This is a genomic window from Mycobacterium sp. ABE4_509, from assembly GCF_056160785.1.
This window is the reverse complement of sequence record NZ_JBSWXU010000143.1, coordinates 1-13,622: the sequence shown is the minus strand read 5'-3', so window position 1 is coordinate 13,622 and position 13,622 is coordinate 1. Positions and strand designations below refer to the sequence as shown.

17 protein-coding genes and 4 tRNA genes are annotated in these 13,622 nt (G+C 69.0%); 13 read left to right on the top strand and 8 right to left on the bottom strand.

The features are described from left to right. The coding region (locus tag ACXAID_RS23060; RefSeq protein ID WP_475024509.1) for an EAL domain-containing protein at positions 1 to 491 on the top strand (491 nt) is incomplete at its 5' end. 2 nt (positions 492 to 493) lie between these two features. On the opposite strand, the gene ACXAID_RS23055 is transcribed toward ACXAID_RS23060, so the two are convergent. From ACXAID_RS23055 to ACXAID_RS23040, 4 genes are all read right to left on the bottom strand, one after another. After that, entirely contained in the window at positions 494 to 790 is a 297-nt protein-coding gene (locus ACXAID_RS23055) for a hypothetical protein (protein ID WP_475024508.1), read from the bottom strand. A 122-nt stretch (positions 791 to 912) separates the two neighbouring features. Next, positions 913 to 2,904, bottom strand: coding sequence for a SpoIIE family protein phosphatase (locus ACXAID_RS23050; RefSeq protein WP_475024507.1), 1,992 nt, complete (start codon positions 2,902 to 2,904; stop codon positions 913 to 915). Then, positions 2,901 to 3,302, bottom strand: a complete 402-nt coding sequence (locus tag ACXAID_RS23045; protein WP_475024506.1) for an ATP-binding protein — start codon at positions 3,300 to 3,302, stop codon at positions 2,901 to 2,903. The genes ACXAID_RS23050 and ACXAID_RS23045 overlap by 4 nt, the downstream gene beginning before the upstream one ends. Beyond that, positions 3,295 to 3,630, bottom strand: coding sequence for an STAS domain-containing protein (locus tag ACXAID_RS23040; protein ID WP_475024505.1), 336 nt, complete (start codon positions 3,628 to 3,630; stop codon positions 3,295 to 3,297). The genes ACXAID_RS23045 and ACXAID_RS23040 overlap by 8 nt, the downstream gene beginning before the upstream one ends. Before the next feature lie 321 nt (positions 3,631 to 3,951). On the opposite strand from ACXAID_RS23040, the gene ACXAID_RS23035 reads away from it, so the two are divergent. Together ACXAID_RS23035 and ACXAID_RS23030 are read left to right on the top strand one after the other, a co-directional pair. Next, entirely contained in the window at positions 3,952 to 4,626 is a 675-nt protein-coding gene (locus ACXAID_RS23035) for a GAF domain-containing protein (RefSeq protein WP_475024504.1), read from the top strand. A 72-nt stretch (positions 4,627 to 4,698) separates the two neighbouring features. Further along, positions 4,699 to 6,192 (top strand): sugar transferase, encoded by a 1,494-nt coding sequence (locus ACXAID_RS23030; protein ID WP_475024503.1) that lies wholly within the window; start codon positions 4,699 to 4,701, stop codon positions 6,190 to 6,192. Between the two features lie 36 nt (positions 6,193 to 6,228). On the opposite strand, the gene ACXAID_RS23025 is transcribed toward ACXAID_RS23030, so the two are convergent. Continuing rightward, positions 6,229 to 6,303 (bottom strand) — tRNA-Val (locus ACXAID_RS23025). Positions 6,304 to 6,643: 340 nt separating this feature from the next. On the opposite strand from ACXAID_RS23025, the gene ACXAID_RS23020 reads away from it, so the two are divergent. The 3 genes from ACXAID_RS23020 (at position 6,644) to ACXAID_RS23010 (ending at position 6,903) form a co-directional block, all read left to right on the top strand. Continuing rightward, positions 6,644 to 6,716 (top strand) — tRNA-Gly (locus ACXAID_RS23020). Positions 6,717 to 6,743: 27 nt separating this feature from the next. Beyond that, a tRNA-Cys gene (locus ACXAID_RS23015) sits at positions 6,744 to 6,817 on the top strand. A gap of 11 nt (positions 6,818 to 6,828) precedes the next feature. Further along, positions 6,829 to 6,903: transfer RNA gene (locus ACXAID_RS23010), tRNA-Val, on the top strand. Between the two features lie 78 nt (positions 6,904 to 6,981). On the opposite strand, the gene ACXAID_RS23005 is transcribed toward ACXAID_RS23010, so the two are convergent. Beyond that, positions 6,982 to 7,248, bottom strand: a complete 267-nt coding sequence (locus tag ACXAID_RS23005; protein ID WP_475024502.1) for a hypothetical protein — start codon at positions 7,246 to 7,248, stop codon at positions 6,982 to 6,984. Between the two features lie 306 nt (positions 7,249 to 7,554). Here ACXAID_RS23005 and ACXAID_RS23000 point away from each other — a divergent pair, with 306 nt between their 5' ends. After that, entirely contained in the window at positions 7,555 to 7,977 is a 423-nt protein-coding gene (locus tag ACXAID_RS23000) for a hypothetical protein (RefSeq protein WP_475024510.1), read from the top strand. A gap of 17 nt (positions 7,978 to 7,994) precedes the next feature. On the opposite strand, the gene ACXAID_RS22995 is transcribed toward ACXAID_RS23000, so the two are convergent. After that, positions 7,995 to 8,348 carry a helix-turn-helix domain-containing protein gene (locus tag ACXAID_RS22995; protein ID WP_475024501.1) on the bottom strand — a complete coding sequence of 118 codons (354 nt, stop codon included), beginning with the start codon at positions 8,346 to 8,348 and terminating at the stop codon, positions 7,995 to 7,997. 75 nt (positions 8,349 to 8,423) lie between these two features. Here ACXAID_RS22995 and ACXAID_RS22990 point away from each other — a divergent pair, with 75 nt between their 5' ends. The 4 genes from ACXAID_RS22990 to ACXAID_RS22975 all read left to right on the top strand — a co-directional run bounded on the left by ACXAID_RS22990 (position 8,424) and on the right by ACXAID_RS22975 (position 10,771). Further along, a complete protein-coding gene (locus tag ACXAID_RS22990) occupies positions 8,424 to 8,918 on the top strand; it encodes an SRPBCC family protein (RefSeq protein WP_475024500.1) in 495 nt (164 codons plus the stop codon). 31 nt (positions 8,919 to 8,949) lie between these two features. Further along, entirely contained in the window at positions 8,950 to 9,669 is a 720-nt protein-coding gene (locus tag ACXAID_RS22985; protein ID WP_475024499.1) for a Clp protease N-terminal domain-containing protein, read from the top strand. Positions 9,670 to 9,749: 80 nt separating this feature from the next. Next, complete coding sequence (locus ACXAID_RS22980) at positions 9,750 to 10,244, top strand: hypothetical protein (protein ID WP_475024498.1); 495 nt, start codon at positions 9,750 to 9,752, stop codon at positions 10,242 to 10,244. Continuing rightward, complete coding sequence (locus ACXAID_RS22975) at positions 10,229 to 10,771, top strand: GNAT family N-acetyltransferase (protein WP_475024497.1); 543 nt, start codon at positions 10,229 to 10,231, stop codon at positions 10,769 to 10,771. Before ACXAID_RS22980 ends, ACXAID_RS22975 begins: the two co-directional genes overlap by 16 nt. Here the strand turns inward: ACXAID_RS22975 and zapE are convergent. Continuing rightward, on the bottom strand, positions 10,747 to 11,796 hold the full coding sequence (zapE, locus tag ACXAID_RS22970; RefSeq protein ID WP_475024496.1) for a cell division protein ZapE: 1,050 nt from the start codon (positions 11,794 to 11,796) through the stop codon (positions 10,747 to 10,749). The two genes, ACXAID_RS22975 and zapE, sit on opposite strands and share 25 nt — an antisense overlap. A gap of 35 nt (positions 11,797 to 11,831) precedes the next feature. Between zapE and ACXAID_RS22965 the strand changes: the two genes are divergently transcribed. Further along, positions 11,832 to 12,620, top strand: coding sequence for a pyrimidine reductase family protein (locus tag ACXAID_RS22965; RefSeq protein WP_475024495.1), 789 nt, complete (start codon positions 11,832 to 11,834; stop codon positions 12,618 to 12,620). Positions 12,621 to 12,643: 23 nt separating this feature from the next. Next, on the top strand, positions 12,644 to 13,622 hold a 979-nt coding region (locus ACXAID_RS22960; protein WP_475024494.1), incomplete at its 3' end, for an alpha/beta fold hydrolase.

Genomic DNA, 13,622 nt, shown 5'->3' with positions numbered 1-13,622 from the left:
ACACCGAACTCCCCCACACCCTCACCACCGCCCTGCACCACCACGGCCTGACCCCCGACCTACTCACCGTCGAAATCACCGAAGACCTCGTGCTGGCCGAAATCGACACCGTCACCACCGTGCTGCACCAACTACGCCACCACGGCATCCGCGTCGCCATCGACGACTTCGGCAGCGGCTACTCAGCCCTGGCCTACCTCCGCGACCTACCCATCGACGAAATCAAACTCGACCGCCACTTCATCGCCAACGTCACCACCAACCCCAAAGCCGCCGCCGTCGTCCAAGCCGTCATCAACCTCACCCACACCCTCGACATCACCGTCGTCGCCGAAGGCGTCGAAGACACCCCCACCGCCACCTGGCTGACCAACCACCACTGCGACATCGCCCAGGGCTACCACTACGGCAAACCCACCACCGCCACCGCCATCACCCAACTCGCTACCGAGCAGGCCGCCACTACTGTTGGCGCGCAGCACCTTCCGTAGCGCTACCGGGCGAGTTGGACGATGGCCGACCAGTACCGGTCGCGCTCGTCCCGGGGCACCACCGGCGCAAAACCCACCGCGATCGTCTCGATCTGGCGCATGCCGCGCGGCGCCGCGTAGGTCTGGGCAGCACCGGTCGTCGGAAAGGTCAGCAGCCGGAACCGGTCGGTGACCACTGCCTCGGTGCACCCGGCTTCGGGGCAACGGGTGTCGGTGGCCTCGACGGGATCGCCGACGTCGAATCCGTCGGCCCGCTGGTCGTCGACGATCTGGGCCGCCGTCCGCGAAACCAGTGGCACCTGGACCGCGTCCGCGGAGCGCCGATCCGCCGTCCCGCCCGGTGCTGCACAGGCGCTGCAGCCGAGGGCGGCCACGGCCCCGGCAGCAAGGATGCGGCGCATCACCGGGCGGGCGAGGGCTGTCAGGGGTTGCGGCGCAATGCCACCGCGGTGACGTCGTCGTCGGCGAGCACAGCGGCGGCGTCGGCGCACAGGGCATCCACGACCGCCTGCGGGCTGACCCCGTCGCGCGCGCTGCAGTCGGCGACCGCGCACTGCAGCTCATCGGGCATTCCGCCCCACAGGTCGAGTACGCCGTCACTGACCAGCAGAAGCGTGTCTCCCGGCGCTAGGCGCCCGGACAACTCGCGCCACTGGTCGTCCACACCGAGCGGCATGTCGTCGGATGCCAGCCTCTCGACCCGGCCTGAACCGGCCCGGACGACGAAGTGCAGCCCATGGCCCGCGTCGACCAGCCGGAAAGCACCGGTGTCCAAATCGACGAGGAGGTAGGCGAGCGTGACGAAGGCATTGATGCGGCGCAGATCGGCACCGAGGATGCGGGCGGCATCGCTGACGGCGAGCGCGGGACTCGCATCGGCGCCGTGGGCCCGCAGCGCGGTGCGGGTCGCGGCCGCGAGCATGCCCGCGTCCATCCCCTTACCCATTACATCACCTAGGCACAGCACCGCATGGTTCTGCTGCACCCGCACGTCGTAGAAGTCGCCACCGACCTGCAGCGCTGGGTGGCTGACCGTGCCGAACGTCCAGCCGGGGGTCTCCGGCAGGCTGGCCGGCAGCAGTGCCCGCTGGACTTCGGCGGCGCGGTCGAGTTGTTCCTGCTCGAGCTTGCGGGCCCGCAGCGCTTCGGTCACATCCTGGAAATGCATCACGAACAACGTCGCGTTCGGCCGCTCGGCGATCGCCGCGACGCTGATGTTCAGGCTGCGGCCGTCGGCCGCGGTCAACGTGAGCCGGGCGTTCCCGCCGCCGGTCGAATCGACGGCGGCACACAGCTCCTCGACGGCGTCGTCGCCCAGCAGCGTCTCCATGGCGACACCCGGCTGGCGCAGCGCGGGGAACATCTCCCGGGCCGAGGAGTTGCTGCGCTCGACGACGCAGCGATCCGGGGCGCGGCTGACCATCAGTTTGCCCGCCACCGACGACTCGAAGCTCGTCCGGAACAACTCCTCGCTGTCGTGTAACCGGGACGTCGCATCCCGCTCGGCGCCCACCACCAGCGACAGGGCGAGGAAGACCACCACCATCGACAGCTGGAAGATCTGCAGGATGATCGTGCCAGTCGCGCCTCCGAGCCGGTCGAAGGCGAACGGGCCGAGGTTGTAGCCACTGCCGGCCGAGGCGATGACCGCCACGGCGAGCATCAGCAGGAACAACCGCCGGGTAGACATCCGCAGTGCCGACCAGACCAGCGGGAGGAAGGGCAGGAAGGCCAGCGGCAGCTCCTCGTTGACCAGGAACACCGCGACCGCGACGCCCAGCGCGGTGAGGATCTGCGCGATCGTCTCCACCGCACCGACCTGTTGCTGACGGCGGGGCAGGTTCATGAACAGCGGTGTCAGCAGCACTATCCCCGCACCGTGCTTGGGCGCCGAGGTCACCAGCCGGTCCCAGGCCCCGGCGATGTCTCCGACCGCCAGCGAGGCCGCCCACGCGAGAATGGCGTAGAGCCCCGACGCCACCAGCGCGACTACCAGGAATTTGGCGAGATCGCGGGGTGAGGAGAAGGTGGGTGTCCTGTCCTCGCGCCCGCGCAGCAGCCATGTGCCGACCGTCATCTCCACGCCGGTCGCCAGTGTCAGCGCGATGGCCAGCGCCGGCGCCCGCCCCGCCCACAGCACGACCGGCAGCTGCGCCGCGGCCACCGCCAGCGCCAGCATCCAGGTGTAGCGGCGCCGGAACCGGATGCCGAGCCCCAGCGCGATGCCGGCGTTCGGCCACCACGCCGCGGTGGCCAGTGAATTCGGCTGGGTCGACAACGACAGCATCGCCACGATGGTGACGACCACCAGCATGCCGCCGATGAACACCGCATCCGGCACCCGCCAGCGGCCGAACCGCGGCCCCGGTGTGTCCGGATCGGCGAGTGACGCCAGAGACTCGACCCGAGTCATCCCGAGTACCTTCGCATGAGGATCCAGCGATTGCCGTTGTCTTCGCGGTAGTACGCCAGCTCGTCGAGCACCCGGTGCGCGATCGCCAGACCGCGGCCGCGTTCCGAGAGCTCCCCCGGCATGTCGAAGCTGGCCAGGTCGATCGGCGCGGGGCAACCGTCGTCGGTGAAGGTGACCGTCACCGCGTCGGGCCGCAGCGCCACCACCATGCGCAGCTGTACCGACCCGCCGGCTCCGGAGTGCTCGATGATGTTGGTGCCGATCTCGCTCACCGCGAGCTCGATGCACATCCTGGTGTCGTCGGGGACGCCTGCTGCGGACCAGGCCTCGTCAAGGGTGCACTGGATCTCGTCCAACGTTTCAGGGCCGGTGTGAGTCTCCAGAACGTATTCAGTCATCGAATGCGGAATCTGCCGAGTCGTGGCTGGGCAGCACGCGGTTCAGATTGGTCAATTCCAGCACAGAACACACCTGTCGCGTGGGCGCGGCAATTCGCAGATCGCCCCCGGCCATCCGGGCTATCTTGAGCCCGGAGATCAGCGCGCCCAATCCCGATGAATCGATGAATTCCGTTGCGCTCAGATCGACGACGATACGACTGTTGCCGTCCTCGACCAGACCGTGCAGTTGTTTGCGCAGCTGGGATGCAGCAACCATGTTGAGCCGTCCACTCGGCCGGACGATGACCGCGCCCGAGTCGATCGTGCGGGTAGCGAATTCGCTCATCGGACCCCTTCTCCGTCGTGGACGCCGGACGACATCGTTAGCGTTACTACGCAATTGGCAGTGGCTCGGCCGGTCGAACAACGCTCCACGATAGTTTGCCACTGACCCCGAGAACCGGGAAACACACCACGAAAGCTTTTCGTAATATTCGCTGAGCGTACCGGCCGATATCGCGGTCCGCGGCGACGCTCGAGCCCGGCCAATTGAATTCACGCTATTGAGCAGACCCCGGCTACCCCGAACCCAACCAATTGGGCCCGCGTTGCAGCGACGAAGCGCGAATCCTGGTAGCAAACGGCCCCCACAACATATTCTGGGGCAGTGGATCACCCGAGCTCATCAGAGGACGGCACCGGCCGATCGAATGCCACCGGGCTCACCGATGCCGAGAACCGTGAACTGAGAGAAGGACTGGTCGCGATCGTCGTCGGCGCCGGCGTCGACGACGCGGCCGCCAGCAGGCTGATCCAGACGCTGGCGACCAAACCCGAGGCCCTCGACTCCCTCATCCGGTTCGCGCTGAGTGACCCCGCCCGGCTCGAAGCCGTCCGCAGCACGGGGTTGATGGGGGCGGGCCCGGCCCGAATGCTCGACAGCGTCGCGGCGTTGACCGCCGAAGCGCTCGGCTCGCGCTTCGTGGGCGTGTCGGTGCTCGACGACGGCGAGCAGCTGCTGGCCGGCTGCAACGTTCCCGGTGACGAGGTCGAGCGAACGCGCTCTGTCGAGTTGTCGATCTGCAAGTACGCGGTCGTCAGCCGCATCCCGTTCATCGTGGACGACGCGACCACCAACCCGCTGCTGGCCCACCACCCGGCGGTGCTCAGCGGCGAGGTGGGCGCCTACGCCGGCGTGCCGATCTTCAGTGACGACGAACAGGCGGTCGGCACGCTGTGCACCTGGTATCCCACCCCGCACGTGTGGACCAGCGGGCAGATACTGGTGCTGCAGGACATGGCCGACCTGGCGAGCGCCAAGGTGTTCCGGAGGGTGATATGACAGGCGCACCGACCGCTCCCGTCGTCGCGCCGACGCGCCCGCCCGCCCGCCACCGCCCGGATTGACACCGCGATGGCGACTCGGACCAAGGCGGCCCAGAAAGCGCAGACCCGTCCCGAGCCGGTCGCGCCGATGTCCCATGCAGACACCACGGCGATCGAATTCGCCCCCCGCAGCCCGGGTGAACGCCTACCGATCTCCCTGGACCTGCTGACCGCCTCGATCGCCGTCGCGGCAGGACTGTGGTGGTCGTCGACGACCGACCCACTGCCCACCCAGGCCTGGCTGGCCGTTCTGTTCGTCCCGACCGTGGTGGCGCTGTTCGCCGTGCAGTCGCTGTACCGCCACCGGCTGATTCGCCGGTTCATCGACGAGGCGGTGCCGGTCGAGACCAACATCGGGCTGTCGGCCGTCCTGGTACTGAGCGTCATGACCCTTGCCCACGCGTCCGGTTCGGCCGGTCCGGTGGTCTCCAGGGTCTGGATCTGCGCGGCGGTGCTGGTACCGACGGCGCGATTGATCCACGTGACAGTTCAGAAGCGGCGACACGAGCACCACCGGATGATGGCGCCGACGCTGATCGTCGGCAGCGGCGTGGTCGCCAACCGGATCATCGACCGCTTGCACGAATTCCCCGAGTACGGGCTGGAACCGGTCGGCATCCTCGACGGGGCGGCCATCGGTTCCGGACCCAATTTCACGCCGCAACCCCACCCCAGCGTCCCGATCATCGGCACCCCCGACTCGATCGACGAGGCGATCCGCAAGACCGGTGCACAGGCCGTCGTGATCGCCTTCTCCCAGACGCGCGACCACGTCCTCATCCGCGTCGTCAGCGTCGCCCATCGCCACCAGGTGCGGGTCTGGGTCGTTCCGCGCATGTTCGACGTCATCGGCGAACGGGCACTGGTCGAACACGTCGGCGGCCTGCCGCTGCTGGCGCTGCGCCACACCGACCCACACGGATGGCAGTTCAAGGTCAAGCACTTCAGTGACCGCGTGATGGCGGCGCTGGGCCTGCTGGTCATCTCCCCGCTGTTGCTGACCCTGATGCTGTTGGTCCGGCTGAGCTCGCCGGGACCGGTCTTCTTCAAACAGGACCGGGTGGGCCGCGACGGCAAGGTGTTCGGCTGCGTCAAGTTCCGGACCATGCGGCCGCCGAAGGCCTCCGACGCCGACTTCGAACTCGGGACGCGTTCGGCGCCGGGCGGCGTCGAGGGGGTCGACCGGCGCACCCGGATCGGCAGGATCATGCGCGCCACGTCGATGGATGAGCTGCCGCAACTGATCAACGTGGTCAAAGGCGAGATGAGCCTGGTCGGTCCGCGCCCCGAGCGACCGGAGTTCGTGGAGCTGTTCAAGATCCAGGTGCACCGTTACGGCGAACGGCACCGGGTGAAAGCCGGGATCACCGGGTGGGCGCAGGTGAACGGGCTGCGCGGCCAGACCTCGATCGCGGATCGGGCCGAATGGGACAACTACTACATCGAGAACTGGTCGCTGGCGCTGGACTGGAAGATCCTCGCGCTGACCGTGGTGGCGGTGCTGCGCGGGGCACCCGAGTAGCCGGGGGTGCCCACTGCGCTCCGGACCGCTACCGCCTGGTGGTCCCGGCTGGGTTCGAACCAGCGACCTTCCGCGTGTGAGGCGGACGCTCTCCCACTGAGCTACGAGACCGAGAGACGAGCACGAACATTAGCACGGGGTGGCCACGCGGCCTGAATCTGCAGGTCACCTACCCCGAGCGCGATGCGCCGAGCCCAGCCCGGCGGCCGCGGCAGCTGCTCCGGACGGGGCCGCGGCACATACCGGACCAGCCCTCGGTGACCGCCGCTCGCGCTGCCCACCCGGCCGGCCCGGCAACGCGGGCGTGAACCCCGGCCCGCCGGCAGGTTTCCTGCCGCTTTCGCGCAACCACCCAGGCGCCGGATCCCCCTGCGAGCAAGGGATTTGTGCGCGCCTGTGTGCGTGGACTATCGTTTCGCATCGCGACGGGCGACGATCTCGCCCGTGGCACGCGGATGTAGCGCAGTTGGTAGCGCATCACCTTGCCAAGGTGAGGGTCGCGGGTTCGAATCCCGTCATCCGCTCGAAGGTGCAGTGGCATCAACCCCAGCGGTGGAGTGGCCGAGTGGTGAGGCAACGGCCTGCAAAGCCGTGCACACGGGTTCGATTCCCGTCTCCACCTCCAAGGTGTTCCCGGCGCGATTAGCTCAGCGGGAGAGCGCTTCCCTGACACGGAAGAGGTCACTGGTTCAATCCCAGTATCGCGCACCAGAGTTTGCGCACATCAGGCCCGGTTTTTCGCCGGGCCTGATCTGTTCTCGCACACTGTGGCAGGCGGAGCTCCGCCGGTCAGCCGGTGCGCGCGGCCTCGGGGAACCGGCGGTCGAGCGAGTCGACCATTCGGGTGACCGCGCGCAGATCACCCTCGACCCGCCGGATCGTGCGCCGCAGCCCGCTGGCGGTGCCGATGTCACCCCGGTTCTGGGACACCGTCAAACGTCGGACCTGCTTGGCCAGGTCTGCCTCGAGCTCCGACCGCAGCCCGCGCAGGAAGGTGCGGAAGTACTCCGCCTGCAGCGAATCGGCCACCATCGCGGCCTGCTCGTTCCCCAACATCAGTAAGAAGTTAATGCGTCTACCTGTCAGATGCGAGTGGGCCCGCTCCGAGGTCCGGCCACCTCAGGCCGGCGTTCGCTGGTTTTCGAAGCACAACCCTAAGCACCTATCAGCTTCGTCTCAGGTTGGCTCCATAGATTCACTGACAGACGTCCCCCCAACTGACGTCCCCGATATTCTCGGCCCGCCACCAACCCCCCCTGGGTGGCGGGCCGAGATCGTGTCGGCGGTCCGGAAAGCTCACGGCGGACGCTGCGGCCCGGCTACTGTTCGCTCATGCCGGCGACGACGACCAGAGGGGCAGACATGATCCGCCAACTGCTGACCGCGGGTGCGATCGCCGCGGCGGCGGCGTGGGCGGCGCCTATGGCCGTTGCCGAGCCCGGCCCGATGTTTCCCGACGACCCGGGCCGCTATTCCACCGACGTCCCGGGCATGAGCTACGACGCCCACCTCACCGGACCGTGCACCAACATGGAGCGCTTCACCTATGGGCGCGGCCCCGGCGGCGAACCCCTGCAGTGCCGCTGGATCCCCAATCAGTGGCCGCCGGTCTACACGGGTTTCTGGCAGGCAACCTACCCGCTGCACGGGGTTCAGGACGTCGGCGCGCCATGCCCGAAACCCCAGGCCGCCGCGCAGGCCCCCGACGGCCGGCCGATGGTGTGCATGGGCGGACAGGGTTGGCAGCCCGGCATTTTCAACGGTGCCGGCTTCACCCCGCTCTGACGGTCTCGCGCCGCCGGTCACCTGCTGCGCAACGTGTGGCTCGGCTCGATCCCGAACACCGCCTTGTAGGCACTGCTGAAACGCCCCGGGTGGGTGAAACCACATCTCCCGGCGATCGAGGTGACGGTGTCGCGCGCCGGGTCGGCCAGGGTCAGCGCCTTGTGCGCGCGCTCGAGCCGAACGCGCCGCAGATACTCCAGCGGAGTGACATCGAGGTGCTGCCGGAAGGCGTATTGCAGGGCCCTCGGGGTCACGTCGGCGGCCGCCGCGATGTCCTGGATGGTGATGTCGTATTCGGCGTTGTCGTCAATGAAGTCGACCGCCCGGCGCAACATGCGCGGGAACTTCGCCATCAACTTCGCATTGATCATTTGCTGCGGATTCCCGGTTGCGACGCGCCGCGAAACACGCTAGTGACCCATTCCACTGCCTGACACGATCAAGGGATGACCGATCGGATCGAAATCCAGCGCACCATTCCCGCTTCCCCAGCCGACATCTTCGCGGTGCTGTGCGACCCGCAGGGGCACGTCGCCATCGACGCCTCCGGCATGCTGCAGGACGCCGACGGCGTTCCCGTGCAGGCGGTGGGTGACAGTTTCGTCGTGCACATGGACCGCGAGGCGCTGGGCGATTTCCCGCTGGGCCGCTACGACGTGACCGTGATGATCAGCGAATACGAGCAGGACCGGCTGATCGCCTGGACGATCCTCGGACAGATCCGCCCGCAGATCGGCCACGTCTACGGTTACCGCCTCGAACCGGGCGCCGACGGCACCGTCGTCACCTCGTTCTACGACTGGTCCGACATCGACCAGCACTGGCGTGACGCCGGCGTCTTCCCCGTGATCTCCGAGAACGCGTTGCGCGCCACGCTGGGCATCCTCGACCGGACGGTGCGCCGCGGATATCCCCGCCCGGAGTCGTCAACCAACAGTTGACGATCGGTTGTCGTCAACCTACGGTTGACGCATGAGTGAGTCCGTCAAAATCAGCCATCCGGTCCGACTCGGCGACCTGATCGAGGTGATCACCGAGGTCAACGACCAGCCACTGGACCAGCTCACCGACGCGGTACTGGCCGCCGAGGCGCTCGGGGACGTGGCCGACCACCTGATCGGCCATTTCGTCGACCAGGCCCGCCGGTCCGGCGCCTCCTGGACCGAGATCGGCAGATGCATGGGTGTCACCAAGCAGGCAGCCCAGAAACGGTTCGTGCCCAAGGGCCCGAACGACACCACGCTGGACCCCGAGGCCGGGTTCAGCCGGTTCACCCCGCGCGCACGCAACGCCGTCGTCGAAGCCCAGAATCTGGCCCACGCCAACGGCAACGCCGAGATCGGGCCCGCACACCTGACCCGTGCCCTGTTCGCCGACCCGGCCGGCCTGGCCGCCCGCCTGCTCACCGCCCAGGGCATCGACCTCTCCGCAGCAGCTGCGGCGGTCGCACTGCCGCCCACCGCTGGTGAGGTTCCCGCGTTGATCCCGTTCGACAGCCACGCCAGGAAGACGCTCGAGCTGACGTTCCGGCAGGCACTGAGGCTGGGCCACAACTACATCGGTACCGAGCATCTCCTCCTCGCGCTGTTCGAGGAGGAGGACGGCGGAGGAACGTTGCACACCCTCGGCGTCGACCGGGACCGTTTCGAACGCGACCTGCGCACCGCACTAGGCGCTGTCGAGGAAGGGTGACGCGGGCCGCCCTGAGCAACCCGCTCAACTGTTCGCTGCGGTGTGCGATCATGCCAGGCACGTCTAGGAGGGATACCGGTATGTGCCGCTGGCTCGCGTTTCTGATCGCCACCCTGGCGGCACTGGGCGGCCTTTGCGCGCCGTCCGCGGCCGCAGCCGAGATCCCCATCGGCCGCCTCGGTGAACCGTTGCGCGTGCAGTTCGAGGGCCTTGTCGCCGATGTCACGGTCAACAGCATCGTGCCGACACCGCCGCCGCCCGGCTTCGGCTATCCGCCGCGCCCGCCGCGCAACCAGGTGTTCCGCGCCGACATCACCATCACCCCGGTGCGGCTGCCCACCCCGTACGCCATGGCCATCACGTTCGAGTTCCGCGGCGTCACCCCGACCGGGGATGCCTACGAACCGCGCAACAGCGACGCCACCGACGCGCTGCAGCTCGGCATGCAGAGCGCACAGGTCGGCCAGACGTTCAGCGGCGGTGTGTGGTGGGACTGCTACCGCGACCTGGTGTCGAACGTGGTGCTGATCGACCAGCTCACCGGGTTGCGTCTGGCGCAGTGGAACGTGGCCTGAGCCCGCAGGCCGACATCGCCGGCCCAGCGGAGGCCGCCGAGCTCGCCGACGTCGCCGCCCGGACGTTTCCGCTGGCCTGTCCCCCCTCGGCCACCCGTGACGACATCGCCGCGTTCATCGCCGAGCACCTGACGGCGGCGCGGTTCACCGATTACCTGTCCGATCCCGACCGGACCGTTCTCGCGGGCCGGCTCGACGGGCGGATCATCGGCTACGCCATGACGATTCGGGGGGTGCCCGACGACCCGGACGTGCAACAGGCCGTCACACTGCGCCCGGCGGTCGAACTGTCCAAGATGTACGTGCTGCCCGAGGGCCACGGCGCCGGGATGTCGGCGGCCCTGATGGCCGGTGCGCTGGCCGGTGCGGCCGCGTCGGGGGCGGCCTGCGTGTGGCTCGGGGTCAACCAGCAGAACGAGCGCGCGCAACGCTTCTACGCCAAACACGGCTTCACCGTCACCGGCACCAAGACCTTCCGCCTGGGCGCCGACATCGAGCACGACTACGTGATGGTGCGTCCGCTCTGACCGGCCGCGGTCAGGGCCAGCAGACGTGAGGTGGCCCGCAGGTACTTCTTGCGGAATCCACCGGCGAGCATCTCGTCGCTGAAGATGGTGTCCAGCTTGGCCCCTGAGGCCACCACCGGGATCCCGGCGTCGTAGAGCCGGTCGGTCAGCGACACCAGCCGCAGCGCCACGTTCTGGTCCTCGATCGGGTGCACACCCGTGACGTAGACCTCCCGGACCCCCTCGATCAGGGACAGATACCGCGACGGGTGCATGGTGGCCAGATGTGCGCACAGCGCATCGAAGTCGTCCAGCGTGGCGCCCGGGACCTGCGCGGCACGCTCGGCCACCTCGGCGTCGCCGGGCGGCTCGGGCGCCGGCGGCAGATCCCGGTGCCGGTAGTCCGGGCCCTCGATGCGCACCGTGGTGAACATCGCTGCCAGCGTGTGGATCTCCCGCAGGAAGTCCTGCGCGGCGAAGCGGCCTTCGCCCAGCTGTTCGGGCAGCGTGTTCGAGGTGGCGGCCACCGACACCCCCCGCTCGACCAGGGCGGACAGCAGCCGCGAGATCAGCGTGGTGTTGCCGGGGTCGTCCAGTTCGAACTCGTCGATGCAGACCAGCGCATAGTCGGACAACAGATCGATGCACTCGACGAACCCGAACACCCCGGCCAGCTGGGTCAGCTCACCGAAGGTCGCGAACGCCTGCCGGTGGCCCGAGGTCCGGGCCACCTCGTAGTACGACGACGCCAGCAGGTGGGTCTTGCCGACACCGAACCCGCCGTCGAGGTACACCCCCACCCCGGGCAGCACCTCGCGCTTGCCGAACAACTTCTTCTTGCCCGCCCGCCGCTCGATCGCCTGCGCACAGAAATGTCTGCAGGCCCGGACCGCGTCGTCCTGCGACGGCTCGGCCGGATCGGGCCGGTAGGTGTCGAAACCCACCTCGGCGAAAGTCGGCGGCGGAACCAGCTGTTCGATCAGCCGCTCCGGGGTGACACTGGGGTGCCGATCGACCAGATGCGCGACATCGCTGGACCCGTGCATGCACCGCACCCTATCGGCGTGCTGTGATTCTGCGTATGTCCGACGAGGGTGACGGGACGCAGTTCACACTGCTGGGCAGTGACGAGCGGATCGGGACCGATGCGCTGGCCCACCACTACCGCTATCCCGGCGCGCTGGAGCGCTGCTGGGTGCGGGGCAACATGATCGCCTCCGTCGACGGCGGCGCCACCAGCGACGGCAAGTCCGGCGCGCTGGGCGGCGACGCGGACCGCGCGGTGTTCAGCACGCTGCGTGAACTCGCCGACGTCGTGCTGGTGGGCGCCTCCACCGCGGTGGTGGAGAACTATTCCGGGGTGCAGCTGAGCGCCGCTGCGCGCCAGGCTCGCCTGCACCGCGGCCAGGCCGAGGTGCCCCCGATCGCAGTGCTGACCCGCTCGGGGCGGCTGGACCGCGACGCCACGCTGTTCCACCGCACCGACACCGCCCCGCTGATCCTGACCAGCCGCGACGTCGCCGCCGAAACCCGCAGCCGGCTCGGCGCACTCGCCGAGGTCATCGATGCCTCCGGGACCGACCCGTCGGCGGTCGACCTGCGCACCGCGCTGCAGGTGCTGGCCGGGCGGGGGTTGCTGCGGGTCCTGACCGAGGGTGGGCCCGGTGTGCTGGGCATGTTCACCGAGGCCGACCTGCTCGACGAGATCTGCCTGACGGTGGCTCCGGTCCTCGTCGGCGGCGCCTCGGGGCGCATCGTGGCAGGCTCCAGGGAGGTCCGGTCGGCGCTGCGGCTCGACCAGGTGCTCGCCGACACCGCGGGCTTCCTGTGCCTGCGCTACCGCCGTGATCGCTCGGATCCGGGCAGCTGACGGCGATCAGTACTGTGGTCGGCATGCGTTTGCGTGTTGGTGCCGTGCTGGCGGTCGCCCTCAGCACGGCGCTGGCCGGGTGCGCTCCCGGCCTGGCCGCCAATCCCCGGTACGCCACCGACTCCGGTGCCGGCCCCCAGGGTTCCCCCGAGACCACCCAGCAGGCCTCCGGTCCGCCGGCGATCGAGGCCCCCAAGAACGAGCTGTCCTGGCGCGATTGCACCTCGCGGCTGTTCGACGCCGCCGCCGTCTCGCCCGTCAGCGGGGTCGCGCTGGAATGCGCCAGCTACGACGCCGACCTGGATCCGATCGCCGGCGCCAGCGGCACCGTCAGCATCGGGGTGGTGCGGGCCCGCTCCAGCGACACCCCCGCCGACGCCGGGCCGCTGGTCATGACCACCGGCACCGACCTGCCCTCGTCGGTCCAGCTGCCGGTGTGGCTGTCACGGTCGGGTGCCGACGTACTCGACAGCCACCCGGTGGTGTCGGTGGACCGGCGCGGCATCGGCATGTCCGGCGCACTGGACTGTCGAGACCTGTTCGACCGGCAGGAGATGTTCGACCAGGCGCAGTTCGAGCCCGGCGACGACCCGGTGGCCAACCTGCGCGAGGTCACCATGAACGCCACCACCAGCTGCACCGACGCCATCGCCCCCGGCGACTCGGCCTACGACAACGCCCACGCCGCCGAGGACCTCGAACGGCTGCGCACCACCTGGGACGTGCCCGCGCTGGCGCTCTACGGCATCGGTAACGGCGCACAGGTGGCCCTGGCCTACGCCGGATCGCATCCGAGCAAGGTGGCTCGGCTCGTGCTGGACTCACCGCTGCCGCTGGGCATCGCCGACGAGGCCGCCACCGAGCAGCGCGTGAAGGGTGAGCAGGCCGCGCTGGACGCCTGGGCCGCACAGTGCCTGGCCACCGACTGCCCGCTGGGCGCCAACCCCAAAGCCGCGGTCGACGACCTGCTGTCGGCGGCCCGGGCCGGCCGCGGTCCCGGGG